Below are 21216 nucleotides of genomic sequence, written 5' to 3' on the forward strand. Positions count from 1 at the left end.
GATAAGGCCCTGCTGTAAACATCGGGCTGTCGATCGATCATGGGGGACGCCAACCGGCTGCGCCGGAACGAACTACACCGGATCGCGGCGAACGAACGCCGGCGGACGATCGTCGCGACGCTCCGCGAGAGGGGGACCGTCACGGTCGACGAACTCGTCGCGACGATCGCCGAGGGGGAATCGCCGACGAATTCCGATTCCGGTCCCGATCCCGGGTCGATCGATCGACGAACCGCGATCGAAGTCGAACTGCTGCACGTGCACGTTCCGATGCTTCGTGCGGCCGGGGTGATCGACTTCGATCCCGCTCAGCGGAACGTCACGCCCTGCGAGCGCCTCGAGCGCGTCGCTGAAGCGCTATTGTCGGCGTTTGAGCCGGCGAATCCGCGACGCTGAGGCAGCCGCGGTCGCTGCACGCGGCGGGCAGGCCGGGCCGATCGGGCTCGATCAGTCTCCCGTCACCGGATCCCGCGCCCAGAAGTCACTGTCTTTCTTCAGCTTGGGCACCCACGTGTCCTCGGTCTTCGCGAGCAAGGCGACGCGCGAGGGCGGGACGCCCTTGAGCTCGTCGAACTCGGGCATGTACTCCTGTACGTCCGCCGCGAACTCGACGACCTCCTCGTGGTCGGGCATCGACGACCGGTCGAGCCGGCCCTGCGAGTGGCCGACGTGCATGTACGCCTTCAGTTCGATGAAGTCGGGGTCGGCCTGCTGGTAGAAGCCGGCGTACCAGTCGGGGTGGTGCATGTTCTCGCCCTTGACCAGCGTCGTTCGCAGGACGGTCCGGGTGTCGTCCTTGTCGGCGAGGACGTCCATCGTCTCGAGCAGGCGCTCCCAGGCGTCGTCCTCGACGGCCTTGACGACCTGATCGAAGGTGTGGCGCTCGGGAGCGTCGACGCTGACGTAGAGTTGGGTGGGATCACAGTCGCGGAGGACGTCGGGGTTCGTGCCGTTCGAGACGAGGAAGGTCGTGATGTCGCGGTCGTGGAAGGCCTCGAGCAGTTCCGGTAGATAGGGATAGAGCGTGGGCTCGCCGTCCAGCGAGATGGCGACGTGGCGCGGTTCCATGGCCTCCTCGAAGCGCTCGCGGGGGACCTCGTCGTTGCCCCCGAAGCCCGAGAGGAGCTTCTTCTGGAGTTCGATCGAGGCGTCGGCGACGGCCTCGGGGTCGTCCCACTCGACGTCGTCGAGTTCGTAGGCGTGACCCTTGTGGTCGCGCCAGCAGAAGACGCAGCGCTCGTTGCACTTGACCACGGGCGTCATCTGGATGCAGCGGTGGGACTCGATGCCGTACCAGACGTTCTTGTAGCACCGGCCCTCCCCGCGCAGGGCGTTGGCCGTCCAGCCGCAGGTCTGGGCGGCGGTGTGGTTCTCGCTGTGGTAGTCCGGGCTCGAGACCTGCGCCGGGCCGCCGTCGCGGTCGCCCTCTGCCCGGCTGGCGTCGTCCCGGTCGGCGTCGGTCCCCGCGCCGGAGCCAGCGGGGGTATCGGCGGAGTCGCTCATGGTAGCGCCGATTGGCCCGGCGACGACAAAAGACGTGTGGTATTGAACATCCGGTTTTCGCCGGCGTCGAGACGCGACGTTACTCGTCGGCCGACGCGGATTCGGGCGCCGACCGCGGGTAGCCGGTGCGGGAGGAGTCGGGCGCCTCGTCCGCTTCACGGCCGTCGCGTCTCCGGACCGGTTCGTGGGGGAGCTGCCCCGGTTCGGCGGGCTCGTCGTCCTCGGTCGTTTCCCCCCGTTCGAACTTGTAGAGCACCGACCCGGTGTTGGCGGTCATGATCACGCCGGGCAGCGGCGCGGACGTAAAGAGGTACATCCCGAGTCCGACGGCGACGGTCCCCGCCACGGTCGTCGCCCACAGCAGCGGTCGGCTCATCTCGATCCGCGCCGCGTCCCAGTAGGTGACCGCGAACAGCGCCACGGTCAACGCGAGCCCGAGGCCGGCGATAAGCGGCGAATCCAGGAGGGCCATACGTACCGGTTCGAGGGCGGCCGCAAAAGCGTTCCGCCGTCCCGCTTGCGCCGCGTTCGACTGCGAATCGCTACCGACAAGCAAAGACTTTTGCTACTAATCGCTATCTATTCCGTCATGTTCGACGGCATCGGATCCATCGACGACGTCAACGGCGTCGGGAGTCCGAACGACGTACGGTACGGCATGGGGGCGGCGGCCGAACTCGAGAGCTACGCCGCCGACCGCGACCTCGAGTCCGCGCTGGTCGTGACCGACGAGGGCGTGCTCGAGGCCGGGGCGGCCGACCCGGTCTTCGAGGCGCTGGATGCCGCGGGACTCGAGGTAGCGACCTACGACGGCGTCACGCCGGAGCCGAAACTCGCGCTCGCCGAGGCGGCGGCCGAGGAGGTCGCGGCGATCGACGCGGACGTCGTGATCGGCGTCGGCGGCGGTTCCAGCATGGACACTGCGAAGCTCGCGTCCGTGCTGGTCGAGCACGACGAGCCGGTCCGCGAACTGCTCGGGATGGGCAACGTCCCCGGCCCGGGCCGCCCCACAGTCTTGCTGCCGACCACCGCCGGTACCGGCAGCGAGGTGACCCACATCGGCGTCTTCGCGGACAAGGAGGACGGCGGAAACAAAAAGGTCGTCTACTCCAAGCACCTGTTCGCGGACCTGGCGCTGATCGATCCCGAACTGACCCGGTCGCTCCCGCCGCAGGTGGCGGCCGCGACCGGGATAGACGCGCTCACCCACGCCGTCGAGAGCTACGTCTCGACGCTGCGGACGCCCTACACCGACGCGCTCGCCCGTCGTGCGATCGAGCTGATCGGCGACAACCTCCGCGAGGCGGTCCACCAGGGCGAGCACAACGACGAGGCCCGCTACGCGATGAGCCTCGCCGCCACGCTGGCCGGACAGGCGTTCGTCAACTCCGGGCTCGGCGCCGTCCACGCGCTCACCTACCCGCTGGGCACCGAATGCGGGCTCGGCCACGGGCTGGCAAACGCCGTCCTCCTGCCCCACGTGATGGAGTACAACGTCCCCGCCGAACCCGACCGGTTCGCCGACATTGCGGGCCTGCTGGGCGTTCCCGAACGCGAGGAGGAGACGACGCTCGAGCGCGCACAGCGCGCCGTCGACGCCGTCAAAGAGCTCAACGACGACATCGGGATTCCGAACCGGATTCGGGAGGTCGGCGACGTCGACGAGTCGCGGTTCGACGCCTTCGCCGACATCGCGCTCGAGCACTCCGAGCACAACATCGAGCGGAACCCACGCCAGATGGAGAAGGAGGATATCGTCGACGTATTCGAGGCGGGGTACTGAGTCCGATCAGTCGGCCTCGCGGGCGCCGCGCACACGCTCGAGGACCGCCAGCGTGCCGTCGGCGTGGACGGCCTCGAGCACCTCGTCGGCCGCCCGCTTGGCTGCCTCGTCGGCGTTCGCGACGGCGAAGCTCCGGCCGGCGACCTCGAAGGTCGAGACGTCGTTGATCGAGTCGCCGACGGCGACCGCCTCGGCAGGGTCGAAGCCGACGTGCTCGGCGATCACCTCGACGCCCTCCCCCTTGTTCGGGTCGGCGTCCTTGACGTGGTAAGCGTAGCCGGTGTCGATCACCTCGAGCCCGTAGTCGGCGGCGATCTCGCGCAGCGGCTCGACGGGCTGCTCGAGATTGACCGCGATCTCGGTTTCGCGCCACCGGTTGACGGTGTCTTCCCTGCCCCAGCCGAGGTCGTAGCCGGCGGCGCGGTACTCCTCGGCGACGGCCTGGGCGGCCTCGCGGTCCGCGGTGAAGAAGACGTCGTCGCCGGTGTAGACGACGCCGCCGTTCTCGGCGACGACGAGTTCCGGGACGCCGGCGAAGTGACAGAGCGCGACGGGGTAGGGGAACGCTTTCCCGGTGGCGATCACAACCGGCGCGTCCCACTCGCGGATCGGATCGAAGACGCGCGGGTCGATGCCCCAGCCCTCGGGGCGGGTCAGCGTTCCGTCGATATCGAGCACCAGCGGCGGATCGGCGGTCATACCCCCACGTGGGGGACCTGTCGCCTAAACGGTTACTTGCGGGGATAGCGGTCGACCGCGTCGAGGCCGTAGCTCAGCGGTGTGTCTATGATCGTCACAGTACGCTCGCGTACCGCTCACACCGATACGTCCCTCCTCGAGTGAATATAGTTAGTTCCTAGTAATGTTCATTACCGCGCTGTCGGACCGAACACCCGTGATCCGAAACTCACGCAGATCGGTGCTTCGACGCGGTGCCGCGGCGCTTGCCGCCGGCGCTGCGACGGCCGGCTGTCTCGGCAGCGTCCTGCCCGGCGGGGAGCAAGCGAACGCCGAACTCGAGTCGACGCCCGACGAGGACGTCGTCACCGTCTGGCACGCGATGGGCGGCAGTAACGGCGAGACGATGCAAACGCTGGGAAGCCAGTTCACCGACGAGACTGGAATCGAAGTCGAGATGGTCTATCAGGGGAGCTACGAGGACACCCTGAACCAGTCGTTCGCGGCGATCGAGGCCGGGACGATGCCGGAGGTCGTCCAGATCGACAGCCTCCACGCCAAGCAGATCCTCGACACCGACGCCTTCCAGTCGGTCGAGGGAATCCTCCCCAACGACTACCCGGTCGACGACTTCCTCGATCCCGTGGCGGACTTCTTCACGATCGACGGCGAGCTCTACTCGCTGCCTTTCAACAACTCGAACGCGATCCTCTACTACAACAAGGACGTCTTCGAGGAGGCCGGCCTCGATCCCGAGTCGCCGCCCGAGACGCTCGAGGAGGTCACGGAGTACTCCCGCGAGATCGTCGACTCGGGCGCGGCCGAGTACGGCATCACCTGGCCGAACCACGTCTGGTTTATCGAGCACTGGTACGCGCTGGCTGGCCAGACGCTCGTCGACAACGAGAACGGCTGGGCGGACGATCCGACCACCGTCCACACAGAGACCGACGTCGGCAAGACCCTCTGGTCGTGGTGGCGTGACATGGCCCGGGAGGACCTCTACACGAACCCCGGGATGGAGGCCTGGGGCGAGGCGACCGACCTCTTCTACGGCCAGAACGTCGGCATGCTCCTTACCTCGACGGCCTCCGTCGCCGGCGCCATCGCCCAGAGCGAGGAGCAGGGCTTCGAACTCGGAACTGGCTTCTACCCGGCCATCGACGGCCGCGAGGGCGTCGTCATCGGCGGCGCATCGCTGTGGGTTCCCGAGGACATGTCCGACCAGCGCGCCGAGGAGGTCGGCCAGTTCCTCGAGTTCATGAGCCGCCCCGAGAACCAGATCACCTGGCACAAGGAGACCGGCTACTACCCGGTCCGGGGCGAGGCCGTCGACCAACTCGAGAGCGACGGCTGGTTCGAGGAGAGCCCTCACCACGGAACGGCCTTCGACCAACTGCTGGCCAGCGAACAGACGACCGCCACCAGGCGCATGCTCGTCGGGCCCGCGCGGCAGGTGGCCGTCCAACTGCAGGAGGGCTCCGTCGAGATCTTCCAGGAACGGACCGGCCTCGAGGAGGGACTCGCGAGCATGAAGGCGTCCATCGAGGACGAGATGGAACGATACGTCCAGACCCGCGACTCGTAACGATGGGGACGCGAGACACGAGAGAAATCTACGGCGGCTCCCTCGGCGTCGGCCGGTTCCTGCGGGAGCGAGGCGTCCGCGGAACGGTCGCGTACCTGCGCGAGCACGGCGTTCGCGGCGCCCTCGCGAACGCCCGCGAGGGCGACCGCTCGCTGCTGGGCGAGCTGTGGGGCATCTCCGTCGCGTACCTCCTGCTGGCGCCGACGCTCGTGGTCTCGGCGGTGTTCCTCTACTACCCGGCGCTCGAGGCGCTGGTGCTGAGCTTCCACCAGACGCTGTTTTTCGGCGGCGAGCGGACGTGGGTCGGCCTCGGCAACTACGAGACGCTGCTGTCCTCCTCGTCGTACCACCGGAGCGTCGCGATCACGGTCGCGTTCGCGGCGGCGGTCGTCGTCGGCGTGATGACGATCTCGCTGATCGTCTCGTTCCTGTTGTACGAGGTCGACTGGGGCCAGTCGGCCTACCTGGTCGCCGCGATCTGGCCCTACGCGCTGCCGCCCGCGGTGGCTGGCATCGTCTTCCTGTTCCTGATCCACCCCTCGATCGGGACGCTGACGGCAGTGCTCGAGGGGACGACCGGGATCGAGGTCGACTGGTTCAGCGACGGTCGGCAGGCGTTCGTCGTCGTCGCGGTCGCAGCGATCTGGAAGCAACTCGGCTACAACGTCATCTTCACCGTCGCGGCGCTGAACAACGTGCCGGAGGCGCTCCGAGAGGCCGCCGAACTCGACGGAATCGGGCGCTGGACCCGGCTGATTCGGGTTTACGTCCCGCTGATCTCGCCGACCCTCATCTTTCTGGTCGTGATGAACACGATCTACGCGTTCTTCGGGACCTTCGCCTTCATCGACCTGATGACCCAGGGCGGCCCCGGCAGCGCGACCAACGTCATGATCTTCGACCTCTACCGCAACGCCTTCGAGTTCAACAACCACGGCCTCGCGTCGGCCCAGTCGGTCGTCCTGTTCGTCGTCGTGAGCGCCCTGATGTACGCGCAGCTTCGCTTCTCGGACGAACGCGTGCACTACGGAGCCTAACCATGTCACGACACTCGAACACGAACGCGAACGCGAGCCCGAGCACGAACGCGTCCACCGGCGGCGAGTCCCGCCGACTCCCGATCGATCTTGAGCGCGGGCTGCCCGCCGTCGACGGCGCAACGTTGCGAGCCCACGCCGGCTTGCTGGTCGCGGTCTCCCTGATGGCGCTGCCGCTGGTGATCGCGGCGCTGATCAGCTTCGGCACGCGGGCGACGTTCACCAGCTTCTCGGAGCTGTCGCTCGAGACGGCGGCGCAGAACTACCGCGACGTGCTGTTCCGGTACGACATGGGCCAGTACATGTTGAACTCGCTGCTCATGTCGGTCATCGTCGTGGTCGGCAAACTGGCCGTTTCATTGCTGGCGGCGCTGGCGATCGTCTACTACCGATTCCCGTTCAAGAACGCGGTCTTCGCGGTCGTCCTGCTGACGCTCATGTTGCCGGTTCCGGTCCGGATCGTCCCGCTGTTCCAGCTTGCGGCCGATCTGGGCTGGGCGAACTCCTTCGCGGCGCTGACGATCCCCTATCTGGCGAGCGCGACGACCGTCTTCCTGCTGCGCCAGCACTTCCTGTCGATTCCGGCCTCGCTCGTCGAGTCGGCGAAACTCGATGGCGTCGGTCCCCTGCGATTCCTCACGTTCGTTCTGATTCCGATGTCGAAGGGCATGATCGCGGGGGTCTCCGTGATCATGTTCATCTACTCGTGGAACCAGTACCTCTGGCCGCTGCTGATCGTCGACGATCAGTCGATGCAGGTCGCACAGGTCGGCATCCGCCTCCTGCAGGGGGTCGTCGAATCCGGCGAGATCGCCTGGCCGCTGCTGATGGCCGGTTCGATCGTCACGCTGGTGCCGCCGCTGGCCGTTCTGATCGTGTTCCGAAAACCGCTGCTCGAGACCTTTGGCGTTCAATAATGGCATCGATCGAACTCACGAACCTGACGAAGCGCTTCGACGACGTCACCGCCGTCGACGGGATCGACCTCGAGGTACGCGACGGGGAGTTCCTCGTCGTCGTCGGTCCCTCCGGCTGCGGCAAGTCGACGACGCTGCGGTGTATCGCTGGCCTCGAGTCGCCGACCGCGGGAACCGTCCGCATCGGCAACGAGGACGTGACTGCCCGCGAACCCCACCACCGGGACATCGCGATGGTGTTCCAGAACTACGCACTGTACCCACACATGACCGCCGAGCGGAACATGACATTCGGGATGCGGTCGGCGACCGACTTCTCGAGCGAGGAGATCGACGAGCGCGTCGCCGAGGCGGCCGCGACGCTCGGCATCGCGGACCTGCTGGACCGGAAGCCGTCGGCGCTGTCCGGCGGGGAACAACAGCGGGTCGCACTCGGTCGCGCCATCGTCCGCGATCCGGCCGTCTTCCTGATGGATGAACCGCTCAGCAATCTCGACGCGAAGCTGCGCGTCGAGATGCGGACCGAACTCTCGCGACTCCACGAGGAACTGGGGACGACGACCGTCTACGTCACCCACGACCAGACCGAGGCCATGACGCTCGGCGACCGCGTCGTCGTCATGAACGACGGCCGGATCCAGCAGGTCGATACGCCCCAACGACTCTACGACTACCCCGAAAACCGGTTCGTCGCCGAGTTCATCGGCGACCCCGCGATGAACATGCTCGAGGTGACCCTCGAGGCGGGACCGTCCGGTCCGATCGTCCGCCACGACGCGTTTACGATCGAGGTTCCGGACGCGCCGGCACTCGAGGGGTTCGAGGGCGACGCTGCGGTCCTCGGTTTCCGGCCGGAGGACGCCTCGGTTGCGGATCGCGGTGCGTCGTCGGCCGGCGGTGCTGGTACTCCGGACCGACGGCAGACGGGACGCGGCGATCCCGAGCGGACGACCGGACCGATCGAGGCGACGATCCGGGTAACCGAACCGCTCGGGGACACGCTGCTGTGTTACTGTCGGGCCGGCGACGACGAGTTCAAGGTCCAGACCGCACCCCGCACCGGCCGCGCTGCGGGCGACACCGTCACGCTGACCCTCGACGCCGATCGGCTCCACCTGTTCGATCCCGAGAGCGGCGACGCGATCTACCACTTCGACTCCGACCGCGAGCGCCGCGCGGCGCCCCCCGAGCCGTAATGGTGCACCGCTCGTACCTGTCTCGCCGGCGGCTGTTGGCCGGCGGTGCCCTCGGAAGCGCGTCGCTGCTGCTCGGCGCCGCCGCTCGCGTCCGCTCGGTCGAGGTCATCGCCCACCGCGGCTTCGCCGCCGAGCGCCCCGAGAACACCCTCGAGGCCGTCCGCTACGCCGCCTCGCAGGCCGACGGAATCGAGGTCGACGTCCGCCGCTGCGGGTCGGGCGAACTCGTCTGCGTCCACGACGAGACGCTCGAGCGGGTCACCGACGGCGCGGTAACCGATGCGGTCGGACGGCTCGACTGGGAGACGCTGCGCAGCGTGTCGATCGGTCCGTCGAGTGCTCGCGTCCCGCGTCTTGCCGAGGTTCTCGAGGCGGTCCCGCCCGACGTACGGCTGAATATCGAACTGAAAGAGCGCGGGCTCGCGCCGGACCTGCTGGGACTCCTCGAGGGCTTCGACGGGACGGCGCTGGTCTCGTCGTTCGACCCGACCGCGTTGTGGCAGGTGCAGTCGCTGACTGATGACGTCGCGCTCGCGTACGTCTTCGGCGACGACCCCGACCGTGGACTCGAGACGGCTGCGGATCTCGAGTGTGCTGCCGTCCACCCCTCCGCAGGACTGTGCCGCGAGACGGATATCGTCGACCGCGCACACGAACGGGGGTTCGCGGTGAACGCGTGGACGGTCGAGTCGGAGCTCGAGGCGACGCGGCTAGCGCTTGCCGGCGTCGACGGCGTTTTCTCGGACGTGTCGCTGCCGGAGCTGTAACGCCGTCACCGTCGCAGCAGTACGATCGATGAGCCGGCGTAAGGTGGGGGCCATGTACCCTCCTTCAGGAGTGTCACTGCGGTTTCTTGTGGAGTTGCACGACCCGCCGCGAGCGTGATCAAAAATGAGTGAATCGGAATGCGGTACCGACGGGGCTTAGAGCCCGAGGTAGCCCGCGTTCGGCAGGAGGCCGATCAGGTACAGCACCCCGATCACGAACATGAACGCCGCGATGGCCATCGCCGGCGGGTCGACGTGGGTCCCGGAGTGGGAGTAGAACACCCGCTGGGAGAGTTCGGCGAGGAGCGCGCTGATCGCGCCGAACACGCCGGCGATGAGCAGGATGATCGGATCGCTGCCGATGACCGACGCCGCGATCACCGCGCCCGTCGAGCCCAGCAGCGTGATGTGGTGAGTGACGGGGATCTTCTCGACGCCGAGGTTGAGGAACAGCAGGCTCATCGCCGAGATCGCGTACCCGAGGAAGATGCTCCCGGTCTCGAGCCAGATGAACCCGCCGAGGAGGCCGCCGACGACGCCGATGGTGGCGACGCCGGACCACTCGTACTGGTGGGGCAGCCACGGCTCGGTCGCCAGCCGGTCGGCCTCCGTGCCGCCGTCGGCCGCCATCCGTTTTTCCTCGCGCTCGAACGGCGTCATGTCGAGGACGCTCGAGCCGCCGACTTTGCCGACGATCGGGTAGCCGAAGACGATCCGAGCGAGGAAGGCCGTCGCGACGACCGACAGCGCGATGTTGTCGGTCGGGAAGCCGATGCCGCTCATCACCTGCGTGATGAGCATCCCGAGCACGCCGAAGATCGCGCCGACCGCGAGGATGTCGGGCTTGGTCCCGAACGCGTACAGGATGTTCTTTCCGAAGTGGTAGTCCCAGCCGTCGGGTTCCATCTCGGGGTACTTCTTCCCGGCATAGGCGGTCGCGGCCACGCCGCCTGCGAAGGCGATGTGGGGACCGGTCACCGCGCCGAACCCGATCGTGCCGGTGATCCCGGTCGCGATGTTACCGGCCTGGAGCCCCTCGACGGTGCCGAGTTCCCCCTCGAGGACGGCCAGGCCTTCCCCGAGGAAGACGACGAAGCCGGTGAAGACGAACGAGGGTAAGGCGCCGAGCGCCGCGCCGAAGGCGCCGCCGGCGAGGGCGGCGATCAGCAGGACGGCGAACGCCTCGAACTCCATGCCGATGACCGGAATCTGGAGCAGCGTCCCGTTCATCTATTCATCACCGTCCCGCGCCCAGTCGCGCGCCCGGTCGACCGCGTCGGCCCAGCGGTCGTACCGCCGGTCGGCGAGGTCGCGGTCCATCTCGGGTTCGAACTCCCGGTCGACGCGCCAGTTGTCCCGCAGTTCCTCGAGGTCGTTCCAGTAGCCGACGGCGAGCCCGGCCGCGTAGGCCGAGCCCAGCGCCGTCGTCTCGTCGACGATCGGCCGGACGATCTCCGAGCCGATGATGTCCGACTGGAGCTGACAGAGGAAGTTGTTCTTGACCGCGCCGCCGTCGACCTTCAGGCTCGTCATCTCGATGCCCGAGTCGGCTACCATCGCCTCGGCGACGTCGCGGGTCTGGTAGGCGATCGACTCGAGCGTCGCGCGGACGAGGTGTTCCTTCCGGGTGCCCCGCGTCATCCCGACGATGGTGCCGCGGGCGCGCTGATCCCAGTGGGGTGCGCCCAGACCCGTGAACGCGGGGACGACGTAGACGCCGTCCGTCGAGTCGACGCTGCGGGCCAGTTCCGCGGTCTCGGAGGGGTCGTCGATCAGGTCGACGTCCTCGAGCCACTCGATGGCCGCGCCGGTGACGAAGATCGACCCCTCGAGGGCGTACTGGACCGGCTCGCCGGAGCGCTGGAAGCCGATCGTCGTGAGGAGGCCGTGGTCGGACGTGACGGCCTCGTCGCCGGTGTTCATCAGGAAGAACGAGCCCGTGCCGTAGGTGTTCTTCGCGTCGCCGGCGTCGAAGCAGGTCTGGCCGAACAGGGCCGCCTGCTGGTCGCCGAGCGCGCCCGCCACTGGGACTTCAGCCTCGAGGAAGCCGTCCGGGTCGGTCGTCCCGTAGGTGTCCTCGTCGCTGGAGGGGCGGACCTCGGGGAGCATCTCGCGGGGGACGCCGAACTCCTCTAAGAGGTCGTCGTCCCACTCGAGGTCGTGGATGTTGTACAGCATCGTCCGCGAGGCGTTGGTGACCTCGGTGATGTGGTTCCCCGTGAGGTTGTAGATCAGCCAAGTGTCGATCGTGCCGAAGAGCACGTCGCCGGACTTCGCGCGGTCCTGGACGTCCTCCGGCCGCGCTCGCTCCATCTTGATCGGATCGCCCTCCTCGAGCAGCCACTCGGCCTTCGTCGCCGCGAAGTAGGCGTCGGGCTCGAGGCCGGTCTTCGAGCGGATCGTCTCGGTCATCCCGTCCTCCTCGAGTTGCTCGACGCGCTCGGTGGTGCGTCGGTCCTGCCAGACGATGGCGTTGTGGACCGGCTTGCCGGTGTCGGCGTCCCACAGCACCGTCGTCTCGCGCTGATTGGTGACGCCGATGGCCTCGAGCTGGTCGGGACTGATCTCCGCCTGACTCAGCGCCCGCGTCGTGACCGTCTTAGTGTTCTCCCAGATCTCCATCGGGTCGTGCTCGACCCAGCCCGGTTCCGGGTAGATCTGTTCGTGCTTTTCGTAGGCGTTGGCGACGACCTGCCCGCGGTGGTCGAAGATGATGAACCGCGTCCCGGTCGTCCCTTGGTCGATCGCGCCGACGTACGTGTTCGCTGTCATGAGAGTATCCCCTGGTTTCACGCGCCGATCTTTATCGACGGTCGCGTGCTATCAGTAAACACATCCGACAATCATTATAAATGTTACTGTAATATGCGGAACTGAATAATTATCGTGGATAATACAGATTCGAATAAATGAGTGATACTGGCCGGATACCGTCAGACAATCGATCATGTTCCGAACTAGTAAGCGTGGGTAGGAGTGGGCTCCAGATTCGAATCGATTATCGTTATGGCTGGTTCGGTATCAGCGATAAAATAATGGTGCGGCGGAATAGTAGACCTATGTGAAGGGAATGGCACGGGACACCGAGGTCCTCGTGATCGGCGGCGGGTCGACCGGCTGCGGCATCGCCCGGGATCTGGCGATGCGCGGCCTCGAGGTCACCCTCGTCGAGCGAGGCAATCTGACGGACGGCACGACCGGCCGAATGCACGGGCTCCTCCACAGCGGCGGTCGGTACGCCGTCTCGGACCAAGCGAGCGCGACCGAGTGCATCGAAGAGAACGAAATCCTGCGCGATATCGCCGGCCACTGCGTCGAGGAGACCGGCGGCCTGTTCGTCCAGCGGCCCGAGGACTCGGACGACTACTTCCGGGAGAAACTCGAGGGCTGTCGCGACTGCGGCATTCCGGCCCGCGTGCTCTCGGCCCGCGAGGCCCGCGAGGTCGAACCGTACCTCGCGGAAGACATCAAGCGCGCGATCGAAGTGCCAGACGGCGCCGTCGATCCGTTCCGGCTCTGCGTCGCCAACGCCGTCGACGCCGAGCGCCACGGCGCGCGCGTCGAGACCCACGCCGAAGTGATCGACCTCCTCCGGGAGGGCGACGACGTCTACGGCGTCGAGGTCCGCCACGACTCCGGGCCGGGCAAACGGACGCACAAGGCGCCCGGCACGACCGAGGAGATCACCGCCGAGTACGTCGTCAACGCCAGCGGCGCGTGGGCGGGCCAGATCGGCGCGATGGCCGACCTCGAGATCGAGGTCCGCCCCTCGAAGGGCGTGATGACCATCATGAACGTCCGGCAGGTCGACACCGTCGTCAACCGCTGTCGGCCGAAGGGCGACGCGGACATCATCGTGCCACACGAGACGACCGCGATCCTCGGCACCACGGACGAGGAAGTTGAGGATCCGGACGACTACCCCGAGGAGCAGTGGGAGGTCGACAAGATGATCGATACGCTGTCGGAACTGGTCCCCATCCTCGAGGAGGCCCGGACGATCCGATCGTTCTGGGGCGTCCGGCCGCTGTACGAGCCGCCGGGGACCGGCACGCAGGACCCGACGGACATCACGCGCGATTTCTTCCTGCTGGACCACGCCGACCGCGACGGGGTGTCGGGCATCTCGAGCATCGTCGGCGGCAAGTTCACGACCTACCGCGCGATGGCCGAGGAGATTTCGAACCACGTCTGCGAGAAGCTGGGCGTAACGGCGTCGTGCGCCACGGCCGAGGAACCCCTGCCCGGCAGCGAGGATCTATCGGTCCTCGAGGAGGGCATGGACGACTTCGGGCTGCGGTCGCCGATCGCCCGCCGCAGCAAGCAGCGGCTGGGGAGTCGCGCGAAGGAGGTCCTCGAGACCGACGCGGCCAACCCTGTGATCTGCCAGTGCGAGGGGGTCACGCGCGCGGAGATTCAGGACGCGATCGAGCAGTCCGGTTCCGATCTGAACGCCGTACGCATCCGGACCCGCGCCTCGATGGGCAACTGCCAGGGCGGCTTCTGCTGTCAGAACATGGCCAACGAGCTTCACCCCGAGTACGACGAGGCGACGGTTCGCGAGGCACTCGACGAGCTCTTTCAGGAGCGCTGGAAGGGCCAGCGCCACGCGCTGTGGGGCGAACAGCTCTCGCAGGCGATGCTCAACTACGCCTTACACGCGACGACGATGAACCGGGACCGCGACCCCGCCGGCGCGTCCGCGTCGGGACCGGAAACAGACGCGGAGGGGCTCGAGTACGCCGCGTTCGACGGCGGGCCGACGGAAACCGAACCGACGCCTCGCGCGGACGGAGGGAACTGAGATGGCGATCGAAGACGACGTCCTCGTGATCGGCGGCGGCATCGCCGGTGCGACCGCCGCGCTGGCCGCCGCCGACGAGGGCCGACGGGTACGGCTCGTCACGCACAAGGAGAGTACGTTACGCCACGCCAGCGGGCTGATCGACATCCTGGGGTATACGCCCGAGGGAGAGGGACCGCTCGCGGAGCCGTTCGACGCCCTCGAGGACCTGCCTGAGGGCCACCCCTATGAGCGGGTCGGCGTCGACGCCGTCCGCGAGGCCCTGTCGTTCTTCGACGACATCGCGGGCGACGCGTACGTGGGCGCCCACACCGACACGAACGCGCTCGTACCGACCCACGGTGGGACGGTCAAGCCGACCGCGCGCTACCCCGTCTCGACGGCCGCCGGACTGGCAAGCGACGACCGAGACGCGCTGCTGGTCGGCTTCGAGACGCTGCCGGACTTCGACGCGCCGCTGGCTGCGCAGCACCTCGAGGCCGCCGGCGTCCCCTTCGCGGCCCGCGGCGCGACGGTGCCGTTCCCGGGCATCGTTCGCGACGACGCGAAGGTGACGCGGTACGCCCACCTGCTCGACCGCGACGAGACCGTCGAGACGGGCGCCGGCGAGACCGGCGCGCGCGAGGCGCTGGCCGCGACCGTCGACGGGCTCCTCGAGGACGAGTCTCGGGTCGGGTTCCCCGCCATCTTGGGCGACGAACACGCCGCCGAGGTACGGGCCGACCTCGTTGACCGGCTCGGCGTCGACGTCTTCGAGGTGCCGATGGGACCGCCGAGCCTTCCCGGACTGCGACTTGAGGATCTGCTGTACGATGCGCTCGATGACCGGGGCGTCCGCGTGACGGCTGGCGTTCCGGTGGTCGACTACGAGACGGCCGGGGAGAGCGGGGGCTCGTCCTCGAGTGCGAGCGCGGACGACGGCGACCGAATCGAGCACGTTATCGTCGACCGCAACGGCACCGAGATCCCCCACCGCGCGGACCAGTACGTCCTCGCGACGGGCGGGCTGGTCGGCAAGGGCATCCGCTCCGAGCGAGAACGGGTGTTCGAGCCGATCTTCGACTGCCACGTTCCCCACGCCGACGACCGCTACGACTGGTTCGTCGACGACGTCTTCGGCGAGCAGCCCTACGCTCGGTTCGGCCTCGCACCGGATCGGGAGCTTCGCCCCCTCGACGCCGACGACGAGCCCGAGTTCGACAACCTGCGTGCCGCCGGCGCCGTGCTGGGCGGCTACGACTTTGCGGCCGAGAAGTCCGGCGCCGGCGTCTCCCTCGCGACGGGCTACGTCGCAGGACGGCGAGCGGCTGCGGAGGTGGACCAGGCGTGACCGCGACGACCCGGCGTTCGACGCCGACGAATCGGGGTACAACCGACGCGATAGCGACCGACGCACGCGACTCGAGCAACGACGCGACGACCGATACCGACGAGCAATTGATTCAGGTGATTCGATGAGCGACGCACAACGACCGACCGACGACCACGTACCGGGCGCAGACGAGGAGGAGTTCGAACCGATTCAGGTCTTCCCCGAAGCGGAGGAGATGGACCTCCGGCCGGGCGCCGACAACTGTTACAAGTGCTCGACCTGCGACACCGAGTGTCCCGTCGCGGAGGTCGACGACGAGTTCCCCGGCCCGAAGTTCCAAGGGCCCGAACAGTGGCGGCTCAAGCGCCAGGAGGACCGCGACATCGACGAGTCGGTGATGAAGTGTTCGAACTGCATGCGCTGCGACGGCGCCTGCCCCTCCGAAGTCCCGCTCTCGCAGATGCACAACACCGCGCGGGCGGAGTACGTCGAACAGAACATGAGCAAATTTTCGCGGGAGTACTGGCGCAACCGAATGCTCGCAAACTACCGCACCCTCGCCCCGCTGGCCGCGATGTTCCCGCGGACGGCCAACTTCGTGACGGGGCTGTCGATCACGAAGTGGCTCGGCGAGAAGGTCATGGGCATCACGAGCGAGCGGGAGTTCCCCGAGTTCGCCACCGAAACGTTCCGCGAGTGGTGGGCGAAACGGGGCGGCGCGCAGGTCGAGAACCCCGACAAGCGCGTCGCGTACTTCCACGGCTGCTACTCGAACTACAACACCCCCGAGGTCGCGAAGGCGCTCGTGCGCGTCTACGAGCACTTCGGCTACGAGATCATGGTCCCCGACCAGCACTGCTCGGGGACGCCGATGTTCGCCAACGGCATGCTCGAGGACGCCCGCCGCGCGGCCGAGACCAACGTCCCCGAACTCGCCGCGGCGATCGACGAGGGCGCCGATATCGTCGCCTCCTGTAGCTCGTGTTCGATGTCGCTGCGCCAGGAATACCCCGAGCTGTTCGACTTCGAGGACACCGAACGCGTCGCAGAGAACACCTGGGACGCCGTCGAGTACCTGCGCGTCCACGAGGACTTGGAGGCCGCGCTCGAGGGGACCGAAGTAGAGGGCTTCGACGACTTTGCCTACCACGCGCCGTGTCACGCCCGCAACCAGGGACTGGACGGCCAGACCGTCGAACTGCTGTCGCTGATCGACGGGATCGAGGCCCACGACGTCGGCGACTCCTGTTCCGGCATCTCCGGCACCTACGGCTGGAAGGAGGAGAACTACGAAACATCCATGAAAATCGGGGAGGAGATGTTCGAGCACATGGACGCCGCCGACGCCGAGCAGGGACTGACGGAGTGTCCGACCTGCTCGATGCAGATGGAACACGGCACCGGCTACGAGATCACCCACACGCTCGAGGTCCTCGAAGCGGCGCTGGTCGGAGCAGGGTCGTCGACCGCGAATACGGCGCGGACGTGATCGCATGAACCTCCGCGAACGCATCGCTCGGCGACGCTCCGCCCACCGGACGCGCGGCCTCGTCGTCGACCGCGACCACCTCAGTCCGACCGTCCACCGACCCGAACCCGTCGGGCGCGGTCCCGTCCTCGAGGAGCTGCTGGACGTCTTCGAGCCGGTCTTCGACGGAACGTTGCCCGACCCGGTCGCGGTGGTCGGGCCCGCCGGCTCGGGAACGTCGGCCGTCGTGACGGCGCTGTTCGACGCGTTGAACGACGGCGTCGGCACGTCGGATCGACCGATCGGAACGACGACCCGCTCGGGCTCTACGGAACCGATCACGCGGTTCGTCTACGTCGACGCTCGCCGCACCGAGAGCGCGTTCGCCTTCTATCGAACCGTCCTCGCGGAGATTTCGGGGGAGTCGGTTCCGGAAAGCGGCGTCGGGACCGACGACCTGCGCGACAGGCTTCGCGACCGGTTCGAGCGACGCGACCGGCGCGCGGTCGTCGCGATCGACCACCACGACGAACCCGAGACGATCGCGCACGACCGGGCGACGGAACTGCTCGAGCCGGTCGCGGACAGCGTGACGACGGTCCCCGTCGGCCAGCGGGCGCCCGACGGCTGGTCGGGATCGACCGTCCGCGTTCCGGCCTACCGCGATCACGAACTCGTCGACGTGCTCACCGACCGCACCTCGACGGGGCTGGCCGCGGGCGCCATCGACCACGAGTACGTTCGGGACGTCGCCGACTGGGCCGACGGCGACGCCCACGACGCGCTGGCGGCGCTGTTCGGCGCCGCGGTGACGGCGAGCGAGGACGACGCCGATCGGATCGCCGGCCGACACGTCCGGCAAGCGATGGCGGCCGTCCCCGAGGACGGCGTTCACGTCGACCGCGCGCTCGCGCTCGCAGACTCACGCCAGCGCGTGTTGGCGCACCTGGTCTCGATCGACGGCCGCGACCGACCGATCCGCGACGCCGCCGAGGAGATCGCCGCGCGGTCGTCGCTGACCGCCGGGACGGTCAAGCGGTTCCTGTACGAACTCGCGGATCGGGGCGTGATCGAACGCGTCCCGCTGGCGGCGACCGACGGCGGGAGCGGCCGCCGGCCGAGCGGCGTCGAACCCCGGTTCCCGCCACTCTTGTTCCGATCGTTGAGCGCCGTCGCCGATGAGACGCTCTCGGAGGGCGGTTCGTGACCGATGCTGCGACGGCGACCCGGAGACCGCCGCGGCGGCGCGACGGTATCCTTTTGACGGTACGCGCGAATAGCGTTCATATCAGCTGCGAGGAATTATGACGATCACCTTCGACGAAACGACGGATCCCGTTGGGCTCGAGATCCACGACGAAATCGAGCAGCGATATCTATCCGTCAAGTCTTCGACGCCCGTCTCGACCGTCGAGAGCGAGACGGAGACGGCGTTCTGTTTTCCCGTCGATCGAACCTGCGCGATCGAGACCGACGAACTCCGGTTCGACCAACACTACGCCGTGACGGTCCACAACAGTACGGGCCAGACCGAGCGAACTGCTACTGGCGGTGAGACGGTCCGACTCGAGGACCGCCTCCAGTTCGTCGGCGTGAGCGCGCCGATCAAGCTCTACTTTCGGTACTTCCCGAACGTCGCTTCGTGAACTGTGCTGAGTCATGGACGAACGGAGTGAATGCCGGTGTGGTAACTGAGTGAACAGGAAGTAGAATCCACGCATGAGGAGAAGTGAAGTAAGAAGGCTGAGATACGCTGTTCTAGGCGAATGCTGTTGCTCACCCGGAGCTTGCCCAAGGCCGCGGGCTGACCTCAGCCCGCGGCCGGCGCGTATGCTTCTGGCACACCTGTTCCGTTCATCTCGATCTCCCAACTCCGCTCTAGCTCTTTCTCTAATGCATGTCTGATCCAGTCAGAGAAGGTCTTGAACGTGAATTCCTCGGGCAGGTCGCGCCCGCCCCGCTGGGGGCGGGCGACGACCGCCCATCGAAGCACAAGCCAGAGGTTCTCCAACAGGAATCCAACCAGGACGAACGCGAAGCGGATGATTGGGTCTTGTGTCGTCGTTACCACTCGTGCTTGGCGAAATACACGGTAGCTCGTTTCGATCGCTGACCGTTTCCGATAGAGTCGTTCGACTTGTTTCGGCGTGCGATCGGCCAGATCGCACGCCACATAGCCTCGAACGACCTCGCCACTTTTCCCGCGATCTCCGGCGTGATATGACACAGCGACCGCGAGCGGGAATTCCAGTTCCCGCTCGCGGCCTTTGTACATCCGATAGGTTGTCATGTACGAGCAGTGCGTATCCAGCTTCTTCCTCATGCGCTTGCCCTTCTTTTGGACGGGAACGACAGTCGCAGCAACCTCCCGTGAGCGGCGCAGAATACGTTCGTTGTAGAAGCCGCGATCAGCCAACAGAAGCTCTATCTCGAAGGGATAGGCCTCGACGCGGTCGAGGACGCGCTCGACCGCGTCGGCCTCTTTCTCATCACTACGGACGTACGTCATCGCCAACGTCACTGGCTTTCCGTTCGAGACGAGATACGCCGTGCAGTACCGGTGGCACGTCGTTGTTCCGTCTTTCGCGTGCATGCGACAGAGTTCACCTTCTTCATCGGCGTACGTTCCGTGGTAGGGGTTATCGACGAAGTCAATGGAGACGATCCTCGACCGATCAGGGTCGAGGATCGTCATCGCTAACTCTCTGAGAAGGCGGTTAGCAACCCGCTCAAGCCACTCCCGGTTGAGCGTATGTAGCCAGTCCATGACAGTATCGTCACAGACAGCGTTGTCGTTGTCCTTGCACGTCTCCCAGATGGACGTCTGATTGACTGCTGCAAGAATGACAACAGCCCAGATATCGCCGGGATCGAGGGGCGAGCCCTCGATCCCTGGCAAGGGGAGCTGGCAGATGACGTCTTCCGCTAAATCTTTCACGTCCGAATCCGAAAGAACACCGTCTGGCTGAGGGATACTGAACACATTCACTCAACCAGACATCTTCCTCATGAGACCAACGCTTTAGCTCCAGCTCTCACACCAGTCGGGAAGTACCGAAGGTTCCGACAGTGGCATAAGTTTGTTGAAAGGCGAGTTCTTCCAGACGAACCACTACGGAATCGGAGCAGCAGTATACTCTTTTGCGATCCCTAACCCGAACCCACACGTACTCAACAGCATCCAGAAGCCAGCAAAGAGGAATGTTGCGGCAGCAGCTATCGGAGCATAGATCAATCCAAATAGTCCACATATCGTCATAAATACGGAGAGGAAATAGGCATCTACACCGCCTCTGAGATAGTCATTTTTCCCGCTAACCGAGAGAGCAATGAATCCACCATCCCCGTTCGAATCCAGTTGGAGAAGCGGATCAATGGTTTCTCCTATTACGTCAATTGAACCTGTTGTCCGTCCGTGATCTGCCGTTGACTGCCCAGAAACTCTTCGACTATACTCATCCCTACTACCAGTAGTCAGACCGTCCAGCCGACTACCGATACTTGACTGTCCAGTTGTTCTATCCACGTTTTCCGCGCCCGCCGCCGTACCACCAGCATTCGCAGACCGTCTGTGACCACCACTCCAAGCAATCGCTGGCCCAAAAGCTGACTCTCGATCGACAGTCGAACGCGAATCCCGATTCGCAGTTGTTGTGGAAAACTCGTCTCTCGAGGCAGTTGTTCCAGATCGGCCACTCCTCACAAACTGATATTGAGAGCAGTGTTTCAAGGGAGAGACCACCTGTGGCAGGTCAGTCGCGTAGATCGGATCCGTCTTGGAATATGGATTAACCAGCCAGATCACCGATTCTCTGCCATCTTTCTCACTTCCGAGCGCACCTCGTTTTTCGAGTCGCCGGACTACTTGACCGATTGAATTTCGGTCGACACTCGTTCCGTACCGAGATTCGAGTTCAGTTATCAATTTTGATGTGGTGATCCCGGACTCAAAAGACCGAGCTTCCACAGCGTCTATGACGTAGAGTACTCTAGTCGCATGCTCAGTCACGTTGAGATGCTGAAAATAGTACGTATCATGCGTCTTGCCCCGCTCAAACGTTTCGTATGCGCTTGCCATCACCACCTTGAGGTGATCAGGGAGATCTGCTGCTTTTTCCGGTAGTCTATCTGACACAGGTGAAGTAACTCACAACCTGTTCGGA

19 protein-coding genes are annotated in these 21216 nt (G+C 66.0%); 12 read left to right on the forward strand and 7 right to left on the reverse strand.

Features of this window, described 5'->3' with window-relative positions; translation table 11 throughout:
- Positions 1-39 precede the first annotated feature (39 nt).
- Entirely contained in the window at positions 40-396 is a 357-nt protein-coding gene (locus ACYQ26_RS09190) for a DUF7344 domain-containing protein (RefSeq protein WP_459808597.1), read from the forward strand.
- A 51-nt stretch (positions 397-447) separates the two neighbouring features.
- Here ACYQ26_RS09190 and twy1 read toward each other — a convergent pair whose 3' ends face one another.
- Together twy1 and ACYQ26_RS09200 are read right to left on the reverse strand one after the other, a co-directional pair.
- Positions 448-1503: a 4-demethylwyosine synthase TYW1 gene (gene twy1 / locus ACYQ26_RS09195; RefSeq protein ID WP_459808598.1), complete on the reverse strand. Its 1056-nt coding sequence runs from the start codon at positions 1501-1503 to the stop codon at positions 448-450.
- Between the two features lie 79 nt (positions 1504-1582).
- Positions 1583-1975, reverse strand: coding sequence for a hypothetical protein (locus tag ACYQ26_RS09200; protein ID WP_459808599.1), 393 nt, complete (start codon positions 1973-1975; stop codon positions 1583-1585).
- Between the two features lie 117 nt (positions 1976-2092).
- Here ACYQ26_RS09200 and ACYQ26_RS09205 point away from each other — a divergent pair, with 117 nt between their 5' ends.
- The gene (locus tag ACYQ26_RS09205; RefSeq protein WP_459808600.1) at positions 2093-3286 is read left to right on the forward strand and encodes an iron-containing alcohol dehydrogenase; all 1194 of its coding nucleotides are present in this window, start codon (positions 2093-2095) and stop codon (positions 3284-3286) included.
- 6 nt (positions 3287-3292) lie between these two features.
- Here ACYQ26_RS09205 and ACYQ26_RS09210 read toward each other — a convergent pair whose 3' ends face one another.
- Positions 3293-3985: a phosphoglycolate phosphatase gene (locus ACYQ26_RS09210; protein ID WP_459808601.1), complete on the reverse strand. Its 693-nt coding sequence runs from the start codon at positions 3983-3985 to the stop codon at positions 3293-3295.
- A gap of 361 nt (positions 3986-4346) precedes the next feature.
- On the opposite strand from ACYQ26_RS09210, the gene ACYQ26_RS09215 reads away from it, so the two are divergent.
- Genes ACYQ26_RS09215 through ACYQ26_RS09235 form a run of 5 tightly spaced genes read left to right on the forward strand, consistent with a single transcriptional unit; the run spans position 4347 to position 9469 of the window.
- Positions 4347-5552 (forward strand): ABC transporter substrate-binding protein, encoded by a 1206-nt coding sequence (locus ACYQ26_RS09215; protein ID WP_459810734.1) that lies wholly within the window; start codon positions 4347-4349, stop codon positions 5550-5552.
- Positions 5553-5554: 2 nt separating this feature from the next.
- Complete coding sequence (locus ACYQ26_RS09220) at positions 5555-6589, forward strand: carbohydrate ABC transporter permease (protein WP_459808602.1); 1035 nt, start codon at positions 5555-5557, stop codon at positions 6587-6589.
- Between the two features lie 2 nt (positions 6590-6591).
- On the forward strand, positions 6592-7506 hold the full coding sequence (locus ACYQ26_RS09225) for a carbohydrate ABC transporter permease (protein WP_459808603.1): 915 nt from the start codon (positions 6592-6594) through the stop codon (positions 7504-7506).
- Entirely contained in the window at positions 7506-8702 is a 1197-nt protein-coding gene (locus ACYQ26_RS09230; RefSeq protein WP_459808604.1) for an ABC transporter ATP-binding protein, read from the forward strand. The genes ACYQ26_RS09225 and ACYQ26_RS09230 overlap by 1 nt, the downstream gene beginning before the upstream one ends.
- On the forward strand, positions 8702-9469 hold the full coding sequence (locus ACYQ26_RS09235; protein ID WP_459808605.1) for a glycerophosphodiester phosphodiesterase: 768 nt from the start codon (positions 8702-8704) through the stop codon (positions 9467-9469). Before ACYQ26_RS09230 ends, ACYQ26_RS09235 begins: the two co-directional genes overlap by 1 nt.
- A 156-nt stretch (positions 9470-9625) precedes the next feature.
- On the opposite strand, the gene ACYQ26_RS09240 is transcribed toward ACYQ26_RS09235, so the two are convergent.
- A complete protein-coding gene (locus ACYQ26_RS09240) occupies positions 9626-10699 on the reverse strand; it encodes a DUF7973 family transport facilitator (RefSeq protein WP_459808606.1) in 1074 nt (357 codons plus the stop codon).
- On the reverse strand, positions 10700-12241 hold the full coding sequence (glpK, locus tag ACYQ26_RS09245) for a glycerol kinase GlpK (RefSeq protein WP_459808607.1): 1542 nt from the start codon (positions 12239-12241) through the stop codon (positions 10700-10702).
- 298 nt (positions 12242-12539) lie between these two features.
- Here glpK and glpA point away from each other — a divergent pair, with 298 nt between their 5' ends.
- The 5 genes from glpA to ACYQ26_RS09270 all read left to right on the forward strand — a co-directional run bounded on the left by glpA (position 12540) and on the right by ACYQ26_RS09270 (position 18699).
- Positions 12540-14273, forward strand: coding sequence for an anaerobic glycerol-3-phosphate dehydrogenase subunit GlpA (gene glpA, locus ACYQ26_RS09250; RefSeq protein ID WP_459808608.1), 1734 nt, complete (start codon positions 12540-12542; stop codon positions 14271-14273).
- Position 14274: 1 nt separating this feature from the next.
- A complete protein-coding gene (glpB, locus tag ACYQ26_RS09255; protein WP_459808609.1) occupies positions 14275-15603 on the forward strand; it encodes a glycerol-3-phosphate dehydrogenase subunit GlpB in 1329 nt (442 codons plus the stop codon).
- Positions 15604-15727: 124 nt separating this feature from the next.
- Positions 15728-17074 carry an anaerobic glycerol-3-phosphate dehydrogenase subunit C gene (locus tag ACYQ26_RS09260; protein ID WP_459808610.1) on the forward strand — a complete coding sequence of 449 codons (1347 nt, stop codon included), beginning with the start codon at positions 15728-15730 and terminating at the stop codon, positions 17072-17074.
- Between the two features lie 4 nt (positions 17075-17078).
- Positions 17079-18260, forward strand: a complete 1182-nt coding sequence (locus ACYQ26_RS09265; protein WP_459808611.1) for a Cdc6/Cdc18 family protein — start codon at positions 17079-17081, stop codon at positions 18258-18260.
- A 97-nt stretch (positions 18261-18357) separates the two neighbouring features.
- Positions 18358-18699: a hypothetical protein gene (locus ACYQ26_RS09270; RefSeq protein ID WP_459808612.1), complete on the forward strand. Its 342-nt coding sequence runs from the start codon at positions 18358-18360 to the stop codon at positions 18697-18699.
- Positions 18700-18863: 164 nt separating this feature from the next.
- Here ACYQ26_RS09270 and ACYQ26_RS09275 read toward each other — a convergent pair whose 3' ends face one another.
- Positions 18864-20036, reverse strand: a complete 1173-nt coding sequence (locus tag ACYQ26_RS09275; protein WP_459808613.1) for an ISH3 family transposase — start codon at positions 20034-20036, stop codon at positions 18864-18866.
- Between the two features lie 129 nt (positions 20037-20165).
- Positions 20166-21188 (reverse strand): hypothetical protein, encoded by a 1023-nt coding sequence (locus ACYQ26_RS09280; protein ID WP_459808614.1) that lies wholly within the window; start codon positions 21186-21188, stop codon positions 20166-20168.
- Between the last annotated feature and the right edge of the window lie 28 nt (positions 21189-21216).

It is taken from the genome of Halopiger thermotolerans, assembly GCF_054654555.1.

Coding starts and splice junctions, on each gene's coding strand:
- ACYQ26_RS09200 (WP_459808599.1), bottom strand. CDS start 1,975: ATGGCCCTCCTGGATTCGCCGCTTATCGCCGGCCTCGGGCTCGCGTTG.
- ACYQ26_RS09210 (WP_459808601.1), bottom strand. CDS start 3,985: ATGACCGCCGATCCGCCGCTGGTGCTCGATATCGACGGAACGCTGACC.
- glpA (WP_459808608.1), top strand. CDS start 12,540: ATGGCACGGGACACCGAGGTCCTCGTGATCGGCGGCGGGTCGACCGGC.
- ACYQ26_RS09225 (WP_459808603.1), top strand. CDS start 6,592: ATGTCACGACACTCGAACACGAACGCGAACGCGAGCCCGAGCACGAAC.
- ACYQ26_RS09270 (WP_459808612.1), top strand. CDS start 18,358: ATGACGATCACCTTCGACGAAACGACGGATCCCGTTGGGCTCGAGATC.
- ACYQ26_RS09220 (WP_459808602.1), top strand. CDS start 5,555: ATGGGGACGCGAGACACGAGAGAAATCTACGGCGGCTCCCTCGGCGTC.
- glpB (WP_459808609.1), top strand. CDS start 14,275: ATGGCGATCGAAGACGACGTCCTCGTGATCGGCGGCGGCATCGCCGGT.
- ACYQ26_RS09265 (WP_459808611.1), top strand. CDS start 17,079: ATGAACCTCCGCGAACGCATCGCTCGGCGACGCTCCGCCCACCGGACG.
- ACYQ26_RS09190 (WP_459808597.1), top strand. CDS start 40: ATGGGGGACGCCAACCGGCTGCGCCGGAACGAACTACACCGGATCGCG.
- ACYQ26_RS09240 (WP_459808606.1), bottom strand. CDS start 10,699: ATGAACGGGACGCTGCTCCAGATTCCGGTCATCGGCATGGAGTTCGAG.
- ACYQ26_RS09235 (WP_459808605.1), top strand. CDS start 8,702: ATGGTGCACCGCTCGTACCTGTCTCGCCGGCGGCTGTTGGCCGGCGGT.
- twy1 (WP_459808598.1), bottom strand. CDS start 1,503: ATGAGCGACTCCGCCGATACCCCCGCTGGCTCCGGCGCGGGGACCGAC.
- ACYQ26_RS09260 (WP_459808610.1), top strand. CDS start 15,728: ATGAGCGACGCACAACGACCGACCGACGACCACGTACCGGGCGCAGAC.
- ACYQ26_RS09230 (WP_459808604.1), top strand. CDS start 7,506: ATGGCATCGATCGAACTCACGAACCTGACGAAGCGCTTCGACGACGTC.
- ACYQ26_RS09205 (WP_459808600.1), top strand. CDS start 2,093: ATGTTCGACGGCATCGGATCCATCGACGACGTCAACGGCGTCGGGAGT.
- glpK (WP_459808607.1), bottom strand. CDS start 12,241: ATGACAGCGAACACGTACGTCGGCGCGATCGACCAAGGGACGACCGGG.
- ACYQ26_RS09215 (WP_459810734.1), top strand. CDS start 4,347: ATGGGCGGCAGTAACGGCGAGACGATGCAAACGCTGGGAAGCCAGTTC.